General features: G+C 65.2%; 8 protein-coding genes. 2 read left to right on the top strand and 6 right to left on the bottom strand.

Annotation, left to right across the window (positions count from 1 at the left end; all coding sequences use genetic code 11):
- Positions 1–162: 162 nt before the first annotated feature.
- The gene (locus HHL22_RS11810; RefSeq protein ID WP_169531503.1) at positions 163–8,250 is read left to right on the top strand and encodes a beta strand repeat-containing protein; all 8,088 of its coding nucleotides are present in this window, start codon (positions 163–165) and stop codon (positions 8,248–8,250) included.
- Between the two features lie 424 nt (positions 8,251–8,674).
- Here the strand turns inward: HHL22_RS11810 and HHL22_RS11805 are convergent, their stop codons facing one another.
- The gene (locus HHL22_RS11805) at positions 8,675–10,249 is read right to left on the bottom strand and encodes an IPT/TIG domain-containing protein (RefSeq protein WP_169531502.1); all 1,575 of its coding nucleotides are present in this window, start codon (positions 10,247–10,249) and stop codon (positions 8,675–8,677) included.
- A 154-nt stretch (positions 10,250–10,403) separates the two neighbouring features.
- On the opposite strand from HHL22_RS11805, the gene moaC reads away from it, so the two are divergent.
- Positions 10,404–10,895 (top strand): cyclic pyranopterin monophosphate synthase MoaC, encoded by a 492-nt coding sequence (gene moaC / locus HHL22_RS11800; protein ID WP_169531500.1) that lies wholly within the window; start codon positions 10,404–10,406, stop codon positions 10,893–10,895.
- 169 nt (positions 10,896–11,064) lie between these two features.
- Here the strand turns inward: moaC and HHL22_RS11795 are convergent, their stop codons facing one another.
- From HHL22_RS11795 to moeB, 5 genes are all read right to left on the bottom strand, one after another.
- Positions 11,065–11,481 carry a molybdenum cofactor biosynthesis protein MoaE gene (locus HHL22_RS11795; RefSeq protein ID WP_169531498.1) on the bottom strand — a complete coding sequence of 139 codons (417 nt, stop codon included), beginning with the start codon at positions 11,479–11,481 and terminating at the stop codon, positions 11,065–11,067.
- Between the two features lie 34 nt (positions 11,482–11,515).
- On the bottom strand, positions 11,516–11,755 hold the full coding sequence (locus HHL22_RS11790; RefSeq protein ID WP_169531497.1) for a MoaD/ThiS family protein: 240 nt from the start codon (positions 11,753–11,755) through the stop codon (positions 11,516–11,518).
- A 72-nt stretch (positions 11,756–11,827) separates the two neighbouring features.
- Positions 11,828–12,850 (bottom strand): GTP 3',8-cyclase MoaA, encoded by a 1,023-nt coding sequence (moaA, locus tag HHL22_RS11785; protein WP_169531495.1) that lies wholly within the window; start codon positions 12,848–12,850, stop codon positions 11,828–11,830.
- Positions 12,851–12,978: 128 nt separating this feature from the next.
- Positions 12,979–14,331: a lactonase family protein gene (locus HHL22_RS11780; RefSeq protein WP_169531493.1), complete on the bottom strand. Its 1,353-nt coding sequence runs from the start codon at positions 14,329–14,331 to the stop codon at positions 12,979–12,981.
- Between the two features lie 15 nt (positions 14,332–14,346).
- Entirely contained in the window at positions 14,347–15,438 is a 1,092-nt protein-coding gene (moeB, locus tag HHL22_RS11775; protein WP_169531491.1) for a molybdopterin-synthase adenylyltransferase MoeB, read from the bottom strand.
- Positions 15,439–15,483: the final 45 nt, after the last annotated feature.

Below are 15,483 nucleotides of genomic sequence, written 5' to 3'. Positions count from 1 at the left end.
TCTAATATCGCATTTTAACTTAATAACAATTTCACTTTTCTTTGAGAAACACCATTAAAAAACAAAAAAGCAGGTTGAAATTTGCACATAGCTTAGTAATCATTATTTATTGAGCTGCGCCTACCCTTATAGTTCTCCTTTATTTGACGCCTATTTTTTTCCATGAAAACATTTTTAATTGTACTATTATCCGTGCTATGGGGCAGTGATGCCCTAGGCCAAACATTATATACATTCAATGGGGGCGGCACTACTGGCGCTTGGACTGATGCTTCTACCTGGACCACCGACCCCACGGGCTCTACCAGCATCAACGCGCGGGTGCCGGATGCGACGTATAATAACGTAGTCATTACCAATAGCTTCACGGTGAGCGTTACCAGCGCCATCACTACGGCGGGGCTTAACATCACCATTCAGCGGGGCGGGACGCTCGACCTAACGTCGGCCAGCGCCACCTTTGCGCCGCTCCGCAGCCTAGGGGGGCAGGGCACGCTGCGCATCGGGGCGCCCTACTTCCCCCGTATTCCGGTCAACGGCAACAACTTCGACGACGCGGGCACCGGCACGGTCGAGTTCTACAACTGGTCGGCCACTACCGCCACGCTGCCCATCCCCAAAACGGGGCAGTACAACAACCTACGCCTGCTCAATACCAGCGCCACCGCCTACACCGCCCAGCTCGACAGCACCCTGACGCTGGCCGGCAGCCTCACGCTGACGCGCACCAACACCACGGCTACCGCCCCGCTGATATCCATGAACCTGGGCAAAACGGCCAGCGCCAACCGCACGCTCAACATCCTGGGCAACGTGACGGTGGGCGTGGGTACGGCCCTAGGGGTATCGGCCGTAACGGGCGCGCACGTGCTGAACGTGAGCGGTAGCCTGGTAAACAACGGCACCGTGCGGCTGCACAACACCACCACCAACGCCAAAGGCCAGCAGACCGACGACCAGATAGCCCTACTCAATTTTACGGGCGCTACCGATGCCAACTTTGCCTGCAATGGCCTGACCGACCTTGATATTCTGCAAGTCGATAAGGGTATTGATAGCCAGGTGCTGCTGAACGTGACGGCTACGGTAGCTACCAGCACCACCGCGCCTTCGGGCAATCGGGGAGATGGCAACCTGCGCCTGAGCCACACGGGCGACGGGCGCCTATTGGCGCTCATAAATGGCGTTACCAAGCTGGGCGGCAACATCAACTTGTCTAGAATTCACCGTGGCTCGTTTGCGGGCGCCGGCGCCGGCACTGGCTACTACGAGCTAGGCTCATCGGCTACCAGCCCGACGCTGTGGATAGCGGGTGCCCAGGTCAATAATAATACTGCCCTGGCCTTTGTGGTCTACGGCACCTACCGGATATCGTCCGGCACGTTCATCAGCGTTACCTCCGACGCCATGGTGGTACGCGAGGACGGCCAGATGCTGATTGAAGGTGGCACGACCACGGTCGATAAGTTTCGGCCATCCAGCACTTCTGCCAACCACCGGGGGTCGTTTATCATGACCGGCGGCGTGTTCGAAGCCACGGGCACCTACGCCGGTAGTGGGGCCACTACCAACTTCGCCCGCTTTGCCATTCCCTACCTCACGCAGTCGTTTCGCATGTCGGGCGGCACGCTGCGGGTAGCCAATCCGGCCAACTGCCCCGGCCTGCTCCACATCGGTATCAACTCCAGCAACGCCATTGTATCGGGCGGTAGCATTGAAGTGCAGTTGCCCAACACCAACACCAATGGCAACATCCTGACTACGGCGCCCCTGTGGAACTTAACGATTCTGAAACCCGCGCTCACCAACAGTACCACCAGCAAGGCCATGCTGGCCGACATTACTTCGGAGTACACCAGCGGGGCTACTAACACGGCCCAGCCCCTGACGGTGCTCAACAATTTCTTAGTAGACGGCACCAACCCCACCACGTTCGACGCAAATGCGCAGAACGTTACCATCCAAGGCTCACTCATCATCAACTCGGGCAGCACCTACCTGCCCAGCGGCAACACCACTACTTTCAGCGGCCGGCAAGACCAGCTGCTAACCAACGACGGCGCCATCGGCGCGTCCGACAATACCTTCAACAACTGGGTGATTGACAAGCCGGCGGGCACGCTGACCCTAGGGGGCGCGGCTACGTATTACACCGTGCCGGCCGCCGGCACGCTGAGCCTGCTCAACGGCGTACTGAATGACGGGGGCGCTACCATTAACGTGCTGGGCAACATGGTGAACTCAGCCTCGCACACCAGCGGCGGCGGCGGGGGCAGCATCACCCTGGCCGGCAGCGGCGGGCAGGTCATCAGCGGCAACAACAATGGCGTATTTGGCAACCTAAAGCTATTTAGCACCGCCGCCGATGGCACGGTAGCCGTGACCATGACCGCCAATATGAGCGTGGCCAGCGTGCTCACCATGGGCAGCAACAACCTGCTGGCCATCGGCGCCAACCGCCTAGCCCTTACCAACGTGCTGAGCGGCGCCTTGGCCCTAGGCCCCGGCAATACCTACTCGAAGAACTGCTTTATCCAAACCGCTGGCAACCAGAGCGACCTGGGGCTGCAGCGCACCTTCGGCAAGGGCGACTCCTTTTTGTACCCAGTGGGCACGGGGGCCGGCACTACAGCCCGCTACGCGCCCGCTACGATTGAGCTGCGCCTGGCTTCATCGGCCGCCCTCACCAGGTTTGGGCAAGTGAGCGTGAGCCCCGTTAGCTCGCGCAACCCCTTCGTGGCCAGCACCACCAACTCGCTGGCCTACTACTGGAAGGTGCGCAGCGTTGGCTTCGGCACCATTCCGGCCAGCTCGGTGTACGAAACCTTTACCATGACCAACGCCGACGCGGCCCTGCCCACGAACGCCTCGCTCACCAGCTACGTGCCGGGCCGCTACCTACCCACGGCCTGGACTAAATACAGCGGCACCATCAACCGGGGCGCCGCGGTATCCGACATCGTAATTAGCGCCATCGATGATTTTCCGGGCGAGTTTACGGCCGGCCAAGCGAGCACTTTCGGTCCCATAACCGCCTTTTACAGCCGGGTAGCCAGCGGCAACTGGGAAGACAAGAATACCTGGAGCACCGCCGGCTTCAACGGGGCGGCGGCTTCCGGCATTCCCGCTTCCAATAACCCGGTGTTCATTGGCTCGGCCAGCGGCCAGCTCTACCACACCGTGACCGTGACGCAAGCCAACGCCAAATCGGGCTCGCTGGTTATTGACCGGGGCTCGGTGATGGACGTGGGCACGACCACGGGCCACAACTTCGGCGCCCTGCCCGATGCGAAAGTGGGTGGCTCGGGCCGCCTACGCGTAAGCTCATCCGCGGCTACCGTTACCTTTCCGGGGGGCGACTTCGGCTCGTTTCTGCAGCAAAACGGCGGCACGGTGGAGTACTACACTACCGGCACCCAAGACTTTACGGTGCCCACCGCTTCGGGCACGCTCACCCTCAACCAGTACCGCAACCTGTGGCTGAACGCGGGCACGAGCCGCACCATCACGCTGCCCAGCCAGGACCTGCGCGTGTATGCGCAACTGAAAACCGGCGTGGCCAACACCCTAGGGGGCACTACCACCACTTACCCCGGCCTGGTGCTGCTGAGCAACGGGGCCGCCGGCAACCTGCGCGCCGATTCGCTGCTGGCCGTGCAGGCCGGCACCCTGCGCTTTGCCAACGCCACGGCCCGCACCCTGACCCTCGATACCGACCTGCGGGTGGATGCCGGGGCTACCTTCGACGTGGCGACCAGCGGCACGGCCGTGGCCAACGCCCTGACCGTAGGGGGCTCCTTGACCAACAATGGCACCCTGGACTTGAAAACGGGCACCACCACCCTCTACACAGCCAGCCTGACTTTTGGCGGCACCCAGGATGCCAATTTCACCGGCACCACTACCAACGCCCTCACCGACCTGAGCACTCTGACCCTGAACAAGGGCCTAGGGCAAACTGCCACCCTCAACCTGGACGTAGCTGGCACCCTGACCACGCCCACCAGCAACTGGCTAGGCCTAGTGAACGGTACGCTGCGCTACGCCAAAACGACGGGTACGCTCACCATCCACAACGCTGCTTCGCCCTACGCCATCCCCGACGCCGCGGCCCTGACCGTGGATGCGCCCGGTGCCAACGTGACCGTGGCCACTGGCGGCGGCGCCACCACCAGCACCAATACCCCGGCTAACAACACCAGCTCGCCCTCGGACCTGAAGCTGGCGGGCCAGCTGCAAGTGCTGCAAGGCACCCTGAGCGTGGGCGCCGTCGGCAACCTGGGCAACGACCTGGAGTATGCCAGCGCCGGGGCGCCCACCATTCGGGTGGGCACGGGCGGCACCCTCTACGTGAACGGGCAGGTGCGCCGCACCACGGCCAACACCAGCGGCTCGCTGCGCTACGACCAAAGCGGCGGCACTGTGAGCATCGACGGGGCGCGGGCCGAGGTGTACCAAAACAACGAGCGCGGCTTGTTTGAGGTGCAGGGCCCCAAGAGCATCTTCCGCATGAGCGGGGGCACCCTAGCCCTGCGCGGTACCAACACGCGGCCTACCATCATCGCTGACCTGTACCTGCGCCCCGACTCGACGGTGGTGACGGCGGGCACGGTGCTACTGGGCAAAAACGCCACCGGCAACCTCACGGTCAGCGTGGAGTCGCTGGTGCCCCTCTACGACTTAAAGGTTGAAACCGGCCCTAGCAGCAGCGGCACCAATACGGGCCTGCTCACCGGCGTGAACCCGCTGCGCCTGAAGGGCTCGCTAACCATTGCCAGCAACTTCTCGTTCTTCAACGCCAACAGCCTAGGGCTGAGCATCGACCAAAATCTGGTAAACAACAACGCCTCGACCAATACGGGCCTGGTGGGCACCGGCGGCGGCGGCTTCCAGCCCGGCACGGCCACCCAAACCACTACCTTCACCGGCCTGGGCCCGGTGGTGCAGGAGCTGATGGGCCCGGCGGGCAACCTCACCGTCTTTGGCGGCTTGGTAGTGAACAACGCCCAAACCGGCGGCACCCTGCAGCTAGACCGCAACGCTCGCGTGGTGGGCACCCTCACCATTGCCAAGGGCACGCTGGCCGACAACGGCCAGACGCTAACCGCCCTGGGCGACGTGGTGAACACGGCCACCCACAGCAGCACCGGCAGCGGCAGCCTCACGCTGGCCGGCACCACCAACCAGAACCTCGACGGCAACCACCGCGGCCGCTTCGGCAACGTAGTGCTGAACAACGCGGCGGGCGCCACCACCCTGGCCAACCAGGAAATCACGGGCGTGCTGACGATGACCAGCGGCGTGCTCACCATCGGCTCTAACCTGCTGTGGCTGAGCAACCCGGCCGCCGGCGCCATCACGGGCTTCTCGGCCGCGCGCTTCATTCGCACCAACGGCATTGTGGCCGACCTGGGGCTGCGCAAGAGCTACCCGGCGGGCACGCTCAACTTCACCTTCCCGGTGGGGGCCGCTGCCAAGTACACGCCCGTCGTGCTGAACGTGACGGGCGGCAGCTCCGCCGCCGGCCTGGTAACCGTGCAGCCCATCGACCTGGCTCACCCCTCGACCACCGGCTCCGGCACCAATAAAATCTCTTTCTACTGGAAGGTAAGCAGCACGCTCAACTCCCCCACGGTGAACCAGCAGTTCACCTACGGCGACAATGACGTGAAGGGCGACGAAACCACCTACAAGGTGGGCCGCTTCTACAAAGGCGCCTGGACGCCCCTAGGCGGCATTACAGCCAGCACGAACGATGCCGCCGCCAATACCTTGAGCAACAACGGCTACACGGGCACTTCCGGCAGCATCGACGGTGACTACACGGGCGGCGAAACGACGGAGTTTGGCCTGGTACCCACCTTCTACAGCCGCAACTCGACGGCCGGCCAGGCGGGCGGCGCCAATTGGGATAACGCGGCCGCGTGGACGTCGAACTCGGATGGCTCGGACCCGCTGCCAACTTTCAACAGCACGCCTACGCTGGCTAATCCCGTGGTTATCCGCAGCGGACACCTTATCAACGCGAATGGCTCGAGCCGGGGCGCGGCCACGCTGCAACTGCTGGGCACCCTGGACCTGAGCACCGGCGTGGCAAACAACTTCAACACCGTGACGGGCACCGGCACCGTACGCATTGGCTCGGCGCTGTTTCCGGCCGGCAACTACTCGGCCTTCATGCTGGCCGATGGCGGCACCGTGGACTACAGCGGCGCCGTGCAGTTGCCCGCCCGCGACACGTACAACAACCTGACGTTTTCGGGTGGCAACGCCAAGCAGCTCAGCAACTTGGACCTGACCATCAACGGCGCGCTGACCGTGGCCGCCAACACGACGGTTAACAACCTCACCAACCAGAGCATTACCCTGACCTCGGCCACGAGCGGGGCCACCCTAGGGGGTACCTTTAACCTGGGCGACGGCCCACTGACTACCGGGGCCTTCCTCAACAATACGGGCACCCTCAACCTGGGGGCCGGCCTGCTTAACGTGGGCACGAGCTTCGCCAACGCCGGCACCGTGAACCTGGGCACCGGCAACGTGGTGGTGGGCACCGCTTTCGGCAACAGCGGCACCTACAATGCCAACAAAGGCACCGGCAACCTGAGCGTGAGCACTACCTTCGACAACAGCGGCACCTACAATGCCGGCGCCGGCCAGCTGCTCGTCAACGGTGACCTGACCAACGCGGCCAGTGGCACGCTTACCGCGGCCGGCGGCGACATCACCACCCAGGGCAACTTCACGAACTCGGGCGTTTACGCCGCCACCGATAACCTGCCCAATACGCTGCGCGTAGCGGGCAACTTCAGCAACCTGAGCAACGCCACCTCGCAGGGTAAAGTTAACCAGCCCACGGCGCTGGCAGCTTCCACCAGCTCGTTTACGGCGAAGGCTACCAACATGGTGCTGCGTGGCAACTTCCTCAACACGGGCAGCTTCGTGCCCGGCACCAGCGTGGTGCAGCTGCTGCTCGACAACAACTACTCGCTGACGGGCCCCACCACGTTCTTCGACTTGCAGAAGGGCGGCGCGGGCAACCTCTCCCTGGGCAACGGCACCAACGTGACGGTAGCCGACTTGCTAACGATGCGCAACGGCCTGATTTACACGGGTACCAGCAACATCGTCAACCTGAGCAACGCAAACGTGCAGCCCATTGTGGGCGCCAGCTCCACCACCTACGTGGCCGGGCGCCTGGCCATGGCCCTGCCCAACACCGCCAACAGCATCCGCACGTTCCCGGTGGGCCTGGGCGGGCGCTACCGCCCGATTACCATCGTGCCGCAGGGCACCAATTCGAGCAGCCCGGTGGTGCTTACCGAAATCTTTAACAGCGCCCCCCAAGGCCCGCTCGACGGCACAATGTCCAACATGTCGTCCAACCGCTACTACCGCGTGCAGCTGCAGTCGGGCAGCATCGACAATCCCACGGTGCAGCTCAGCTTCAACACCGACGCGGTAGACGAGCAAGTGTACGTGCCGGGCAACCTGCGCGTGGCGAAGTCGAGCGGCACCAGCGGCCCCTGGACCACCACCGGCGGCAGCGGGGTGTTCTCGCCCGAGGCGCCGCGCGGCTACGTGGTGTCGGCCCCTACTAGCGACGCCTCCTCCGTCATTACCAGCAACTCGTTCTTCGCCCTGGCCTCGACCAACAAGGTCGATAACCCCCTCACGCCGGCGCCGCTGCCCGTCGAGCTGGTGCAGTTCACGGCTACCCGCCAGGCTTCGGCCGTGCGCGTAGCCTGGACTACGGCCTCCGAAAAGAACAGCGCCTACTTCGTGGTGCAGCGCTCGCCGGATGGGCACACTTTTGCCGAGCTCACCCGCGTGGTGGCCCTGGGCAGCAGCGCCAACCGCCACGACTACGCCACCCTCGACGCCGCCCCGCTGCCGGGCCTGAGCTACTACCGCCTGCAGCAGGTAGACCGCGACGGCACCTTCACGTACTCGGCCGCGGTGGCCGTGCACTTCGAGAGCCAGGCCGTAGCCGCCTCGCTAGTGGCCTACCCCAACCCGGTAGCGGCCACTAGCCAGCGCTTCCAGCTGCAGGCCCTAGGCCTGCCCACGCCCGGCGGCACGGTGCAGCTCTTCGACAACGTGGGGCGCCTGGTGCTGCGCCAAGCCGCCGCCCCCGGCACGGCCGAGGTCACGCTGGAGCCCCGCCAGCCGCTGGCCCCCGGCCTCTACTTCGCCACCTGGCAAGCGCTGGACGGCCAGCAGCTCACCACCAAGGTGCTGGTAGAGTAGCCCTGGCCTCCCCTAAAAAGCCCCGGTCGCCCACAGGTGCGGCCGGGGCTTTTTTGTTGCTAGCCACCAGTAAATCAGCCACCGGCCTTTGCCAGCTGGCCGCGAGCGCCGCAGGGCCTAGGGTGCTTGCTGTAAGTAATTTACAGCGCATCCACATTCCGGGTAGGGGCTGGGCTCGCCCCTGCCCGGCGGCCGCGCCAGTTCAACGATTGTCGTTCGATGGCGGGCGGGGGCAAGCCCCGCCCTACCCAGACCTTGACACTTTTAAGTAGTCGCCTTGCGCGCGTGACCAAGCAAGTACCTCTTTCCCTAACCACTGCCTGCTCACTACGGCTGCCCCGAGGCCCCTTACCACGCAAAAGGCCCCGCCCAACTAAGTGGACGGGGCCTTTGCTTTGGGGCTGCCGAGGGGCCTAGGGCCCGGCTATTTCTTCTCGATGCGGCGCACGGCGGTTTCTGAGCCCTGGCGCACCTCTAGCAGGTAGATGCCAGCGGCCAGGCTGGCCGGCAGGCGCAGGCGCTGCGAGGCGGGCAGGGCCTGCGGGGCCAGCACTTGCCGGCCCGTCAGGTCGCGCAGGGCCACGGTGGCGGCGCCCGGCTGCGGCAAGCTTACTTGCACGTAGTCGGTGGCGGGGTTGGGGTAGAGGGCCAGGCCGGGCAGTGCCTGGCTGGCGGCCGCGGCTAGCGCCAGGCTAAACGAGGTAGTGCTGGTAGCGGTGCCGCCGGGCGTGACGACGGTGAGCGGGCCACTCGCGGCTACGCTGGCGGGCACCACCAGCGTAATGGAAGTAGCCGACACTACCGTGTAGCCGCTAATGGCTTGGCCGCCAATGCTCACGGCCGTGGCCCCCGTAAAATTGGTGCCCGTGATGGTGACGGTGGTGCCCACCGCGCCCGTAGCGGGCGTGAAGCTGGTGATGGTGGGCGCCAGCACTACCGGCGCCATGGCTGCTCCCCGAAAGGCTTTGTTGGTGCCGGGGGTGGCCACGGCGGTTGGCAGGGCTACCACGCTGGGCGCCACGTTGTAGCCCGTCGCATCGGTGAGCACAAACAAGCCCCCGGCGCTGGTGGCAGCCAGCGTCACGGTGGTGCCCACCGTGCGGCCGCCCAGGCCCCGCACGGCTGTGCTGGCCGAGCCGGCAATGGTGCCGCTCAGCACCCAGCTGCCGTTCACCAAGCTCCATTTCTGGATGCCGCCGCCCGCCGTGGTGCGGTCGTCGGCCACGTATACTACGTCCACGCCTGGCACATCGGCGCTCAGGTCGGCAAAGTAGAAGCTGTTGGGGCTGCTGTCCGTGGCGCCCGCAAAGCCGGGCAGCACTGCCACCGTGCTGGCAGCCGTGGGCAGCCCCGTACCCACCTGGCTTAGGCCCAGGTAGGGGCTGGTGGTGGTGGCCAGGTAGAGGTTATTATTAGCCCCGATGCCAATGGCGCGCACGCTGGCGGGGGCGGGGGCCAGCGGCGTGCTGGTGTCGGTGCCAAACGCCTGGTAGCGCACGCCCGAGGCGCTACCCACGCTGTAGAAGCTGCTGCCATCGGCCGTCACCGCCGCCCGAATGCTGGCCCCGTCGAAGGCATCGGCACCGGGACTGGTGCTGGTATCAATGCTGCCATCGGCGCCAATCAGGGCAATAACCCGCGCCACGTCGGTAGCTGCCGAGTTGAATACGGTCGTGCCCGGCGCGGTGCCGTAGCCGGTCAGCACCAGGTAGCGGCCGTCGGCCGAGCGGGTCAGAATTAGCTCACTGGTCAGCGTGCCGTTGGCGGTGAGCGGAAAGTTATTGCCGGTGATGGACGTAGGCAGCGCCACCGACTGCACCAGCCGGCCGGCGGGGGTGTACTCATCCAGAAACACCGCCGTAGCCGCCGTGGTGAGGGCCGCCGAGCCATCGCCCACGCGCGCTACCACAATATTATTGGGCTGGAAAGGGGCCGCTGAAGCCAGTACGGGCGCTGCCAGAGTTGCCAGCAGCAAGCCAGCGGAGTATAAATATTTCATGGACTAACTTTAAATAAGGAAGAAAATAAGGTAATGAAGTAGGATTAATACCTTCTCCAAGCCAAATGTACTAGCGCCCCGCAAAAACCCCTAGGCCCCGCCAGCAATTGCGGCCGCCGGCCGACCTTTGGCTTTTCGTTTGTCTTCCTTTTTTATGGCTGCAACTACCCCTAGGCTCACCCACCTCAACGATGCCGGCCAGCCCGCGATGGTCAACGTGGGCGACAAGCAAGTAACCGCCCGGCTGGCCCGCGCCCGCGCCCGCGTGCGCCTCGGCGCCGAACTGGTGGCGCTGGTGCAGGCCGGCGACCTGCCCACCCGCAAGGGCCCCGTGTTTCAAACCGCCATTCTGGCCGGCGTGATGGCCGCCAAGCGCACCGCCGACCTTATTCCCCTCTGCCACCCCCTAGGGCTCGACGACTGCCAAGTGCGCATCGACGTGCTGGACGACGAGCGCATTGAAATCGAGTGCACCACTCGCGTCACGGGCAAAACCGGCGTGGAAATGGAGGCCCTCACCGGCGCTTCAGTGGCCGCCCTCACGGTGTACGATATGTGCAAGGCCCTCTCGCACGGCATTGTGATTGAAGAAACCCGCCTGCTGGAGAAAACGGGCGGCAAGTCGGACTATCTATTTACGGAGTAAGCAGGTGAAGGAGAAAATTGGTGAATGAGTGAAGGAGCAAAAAGACGGTCATGCTGAGCTTGCCGAAGCATCTCTACCGCACGATACGGCGTGGTAGAGATGCTTCGGCAAGCTCAGCATGACCGTCTTTTCGCTTTACTCAGTTACTTACCTACTCATTTACCGCCCCTTAGGGATGCGCGGATACCCAGACGGTGCCGTCTTCGTACTCCTCCTTTTTCCAGATGGGCACTACTTCCTTCAGCGTGTCGATGATGAACTGGCAGGCGGCGAAGGAGTCGGCCCGGTGGGGCGTGGACACGGCCACCACCACGGCCACGTCGCCGATTTCGAGGGTGCCGTGGCGGTGCACTACGGCCACCTGGCGCAGTACGGGCCACTTTTCCTGGGCCATTTCGGCCACGCGGCGCAGCTGGTGCACGGCCATGGGCGGGTAAGCTTCGTAGTGCAGGCGCACCACGCGGCGGCCCTCGCTGCGGTTGCGCACCGTGCCTACGAAGGCGTTCACCGCCCCGGCTTCGTCGGATTCGGCGGCTTGCAGCACGGCGGCTACGTCAATGGGCTGGTCGGTCAGGTCGATGAGCATACTAGTCGTCGGGTGGTCTATTGGTGCGGGGCGCCTAGCCCCCGCTCACCGGCGGAATGAGCGCAATCTCGTCGCGCTCGTGCAGGGCCACTTCCGCGCCCGCGTACTCGTTGTTGACGGCCACGGCCAGGCTGCGCAGGCGGCCCAGCTCGGGGTAGCGGGTGCGCAGCGTAGCCAGCAGCTCGCCCACCGACTGCCCTTCGCCCGCCGGCAACGCCAGCGACGACTGGCCCACTATCTCGCGGGCAATTCCAAAAAGCGCAACGTTAATCATGAGGAGTTGTAAGTTAAAAGTTAGGAGCTACGAGTTATCATGCTGATTATGAGCTACCTCATCACTCCCTACTTAACCGCCGATGGTGGCCATGCTCTCGAAGTTGAGCTGGTGGGTGGGGCGCTGGCGCTCGGCCTCGAAGCCGTTGGCGGCGCGGTGGTAAAACGCCTGGGCCAGCGCCTGAGCAATGGTTTCGTCGCTTTCGCCCTGGCGCAGCAGGGCGCGCAGGTCGAGGCCGCCCTGGTCGTAGAGGCAGGTTTTGATGCTGCCCTCGGCCGTGAGGCGCAGGCGGTTGCAGGTGCCGCAAAAGGTGCGCGAGTAGGCCGCGATGATACCAATGCGCCCCACGTGGCCCGCCACGCTGTACTCGGTGGCAGTGGCACCGGCCGGCGCAGGCGCGGGCAGCAGCGGTCCCAAGTGGGCCTCCAGGTGCTGCCGAATGCGGCGATGGTTCCAGGGCAGCGACTCGGCGGTGGCCACGTGGCTGCCCCCGTTGAAAGGCATCTCCTCGATAAAGCGCACCTCGATGGGCAGTTCGCGGGTCAACTCGGCCAGCGGCACCAGGTCCTGGATGTTGCGGCCGTCCATGACCACGGCGTTGATTTTGAGCTGAATACCGGTCTTGAGTACCGCCTCCAGGGTTTGCAGCACGGCCGGCAGCTCGTCGCGCCGGGTGATGTCAAAGAAGCGCTGCCGGTCGAGAGTATCCAGGCTCAGGTTGATGGCGCGCACCCCTAGGGCGGCCAGCGTGGGCACGTGCGGCGCCGTCAGTACCCCATTGGTGGTCATGTTAATGTCGCGCAGGCCGGGCAGCTCAGCCAGGCGGCTGATGAAGGGCACCAAGTCGCGCCGCACAAAGGGCTCGCCGCCGGTCAGGCGCACCTTACGCACCCCCAGGCGCGTCATGATGCTGGTGAGGCGTAGCATCTCCTCGTAGCTTAGCACCTCGTGGCGTGGCAGGTACTTGATGCCTTCTTCGGGCATGCAGTAAAAGCAGCGCAGGTTGCAGCGGTCGGTCACGGCCAGGCGCAGGTATTCCAGCGGGCGGCCGTGGGCGTCGTAGAGGGTGGTAGGGGTAGAAAGCAGGCTGCTCATGCAAAAACGAAGGTAGGCGGGCGCGCCAGAACCTATTCTACCCCCAACACCGCCCGCGTGTTTTCATTCCCTCGGATATTTTTCGCGCTGTATTTGGGCGGCTATAGCGCTCGGGTTGCTTTCCATTCTCAGCGAACCACCGAGAGGGTATGCACCCCGCGCTGCAAAGGCAGGGCATAGGCAGTTTTTACGAGGCGCAGCGGCTCGGGCCCGGTGGGTGCCCCCACCACCCGCCAAAAATCGAGGCTGCCAGAAGCCAGCAGGTCGTCGAGGTGCCCAAAGTTGGCTACCGCCAGGCGCCGGCTGCTGGCGTCGAACACGGCCGATTCGGGCAGCATGCCGTCGAAGGCGAAATCGCCGGCGCTGGTGAGGGCGCCGCTCGCGGGGTCGATGGCCAGCAGCGTGAGCGAGGCGTAGCGCCCGCGCTGGGCACTGCCCACCGGCTGAAAGGTTTGCTCCAGGTTGGTGGTCACCAGCAGGCGGCCGTCGGGGCTCACGGCCAGCCCCTCGGGAATGTAGCCGGTGGGGGCGCGCGACACTAGCTCGTGCGTGGGCTCGGCGGCGGTGCCAGGGTGCGCGTCGAGACGCACGCTCAGCACCCAGCCGTGCTGGCGCTCGTTGGGCGCCGGCGAGGCCGGGCCCCCATTGGCAAACACGAAGCGCCCGTCGGGACTGAAGCAGGTGAGCAGGTTGCCCGATTCGATGGCTACGGCATTGCCCCAGCGCGCTAGCTGCCAGCCCGCGCCCACCGCCTGCACGCTGGCCAGCAGCAGCTGGTTTTTGGTTTTGTTGGTGAGTGCCAGCAAGGGGCGGCTGGGATGAAAAACGGCCGTTACCAGCTCGTCGCCCGCCGTCCAGTCCGGGATGGGCACGGCGGCCCCGCCCGACAGACGCCCCCGCCCGAAGCGATACAGCCAGAGCGGCGCGGCCGTGCCGTCGCCGGCGGGGTGCACGGCTAGCGCCACCAGGGTGCCGTCGGCGCTCACCGATACGCCTACCGCCCGGCGCGGCCCCAGCACCTGCTGCACCACGCGCGGGTGCCGCAGGTCGGCCAGGTCCACCACCGAGATGAGGCGGCCGTTGGGCAGGCCGGTCAGCGTACCCCCGGCACTCGAACTGGTGCGGGGACCGCGGGTTTCGATGGTGATGGCGTAGCGGCCATCGGGCGTGGTGGCTACGGCGGCCGGGGGGCCCGTTACCGAGTTGCTGATGGGCAGCGTCTGCATGCTAACTGGCGCCACCCGGCGCCCGTCGAAGCGCACCACGCTCAGCACGTCGGTGCCCGCTGGCGGGCCCAGCTTATCATCCACGTAGGCCGAGGGCACCATGTCGGCATCAGACAGGGCCACGATGGCTTTGGCCTGAAAAGCATCGGGCACCGCCGCCGCCGCGCGGGCCGGCGCCTGGGCCCGCCCCACAGTAGCGAGCCCTAGGGTAGCAACAACCAGCAAGCCGCTGGCGAGGAAACACGTGCTGCGCATAGCTTATAGCATTATTTACCACTCATCCAGGCCGCCGCGCAGGGCTTGCACGTTGGTATGCCCTAGGGCCTGCAACAGCGCCAAGGCCTGGCGGCTGCGCACCCCGCTTTGGCAGTACAGCACCACCGGGCCTTGGCGCGGCACCTCGGCGGCGCGGGCGGCCAGCTCGGGCAGCGGCAGCGGCAGGGCGCCCGGCAGGTGGCGGCGCGCATACTCCAGGGGCCCGCGCACGTCCAGCAGCACCGGTGGGGTGTGGGCCACCAGCAGGCTGCGCAGTTCGGCCACCGATAGCTCGCTGGCAGCGGGCACCGAGGCGCAGCTGGCGTCCAGGTAGTCGGCCGGGTTGGCGGTATCGAGGTTGATGGCAGCGCGCGCAGGGTCGCGCTGAAAGCGCAGGGTACGCGTTTGAAAGCTCAGGGTATCGAGCAGCCAGAGGCGGCCGCTCAGCACGTCGCCCAGGCCCAGCAGCACCTTCAGGGTTTCGGTGGCCTGCACGGTGCCCACCAGGCCGGGCAGCACGTTGAGCACGCCGGTGGCGTTGCAGTCGGGCGCTTCGGCCGCGCTGGGCACCTCCGGAAACAGGCAGCGGTAGCTAGGCCCGCCCTGGTAGTTAAACACCGATACCTGACCCTCAAACTTATAGATGGCCCCCGACACCAACGGCCGGCCTAGGCTCACGCAGGCGTCGTTGAGCAGGTAGCGGGTGGGGAAGTTGTCGGAGCCGTCCACCACCACGTCGTAGGCCGCCACCAGCTCGCGCACGTTGGCGGAACTCACGCGCACGGGGTGCAAAGTGTAGTGCACCAGGTTATTGAGGCGGCGCAGGGCGCGGGCGGCGGCTTCTACCTTGGGGTGGCCCACGTCGTCGGGGCCGTAGAGGATTTGGCGGGGCAGGTTGGTTAGCTCCACCTGGTCGGCGTCGGCCAGGCCCAGGGTGCCCACGCCGGCCGCGGCCAGGTACTGCAAGATGGGGCAGCCCAGGCCCCCCGCGCCCACCACCAGCACACGGGCCGCTTGCAGGCGGGCCTGGCCGGCCTCGCCAATTTCGGGGAGCTGCAAGTGGCGGCGGTAGCGCTGGCGCTCGGCCGCGGTAAAGGCGTGGGACATGGCGGCTTTTTAGGTAATAAAGCAGTTTGCCGGAGGAAAGTTGCG

This window comes from Hymenobacter polaris (genome assembly GCF_012927305.1).
Taxonomy (GTDB): domain Bacteria; phylum Bacteroidota; class Bacteroidia; order Cytophagales; family Hymenobacteraceae; genus Hymenobacter; species Hymenobacter polaris.
This window is presented reverse-complemented; position numbering and strand designations above follow the sequence as displayed.

Bases quoted from the DNA above. Each gene is read 5' to 3' on its own strand.
- HHL22_RS11810 (WP_169531503.1), top strand. From the start codon at position 163: ATGAAAACATTTTTAATTGTACTATTATCCGTGCTATGGGGCAGTGAT.
- HHL22_RS11805 (WP_169531502.1), bottom strand. From the start codon at position 10,249: ATGAAATATTTATACTCCGCTGGCTTGCTGCTGGCAACTCTGGCAGCG.
- moaC (WP_169531500.1), top strand. From the start codon at position 10,404: ATGGCTGCAACTACCCCTAGGCTCACCCACCTCAACGATGCCGGCCAG.
- HHL22_RS11795 (WP_169531498.1), bottom strand. From the start codon at position 11,481: ATGCTCATCGACCTGACCGACCAGCCCATTGACGTAGCCGCCGTGCTG.
- HHL22_RS11790 (WP_169531497.1), bottom strand. From the start codon at position 11,755: ATGATTAACGTTGCGCTTTTTGGAATTGCCCGCGAGATAGTGGGCCAG.
- moaA (WP_169531495.1), bottom strand. From the start codon at position 12,850: ATGAGCAGCCTGCTTTCTACCCCTACCACCCTCTACGACGCCCACGGC.
- HHL22_RS11780 (WP_169531493.1), bottom strand. From the start codon at position 14,331: ATGCGCAGCACGTGTTTCCTCGCCAGCGGCTTGCTGGTTGTTGCTACC.
- moeB (WP_169531491.1), bottom strand. From the start codon at position 15,438: ATGTCCCACGCCTTTACCGCGGCCGAGCGCCAGCGCTACCGCCGCCAC.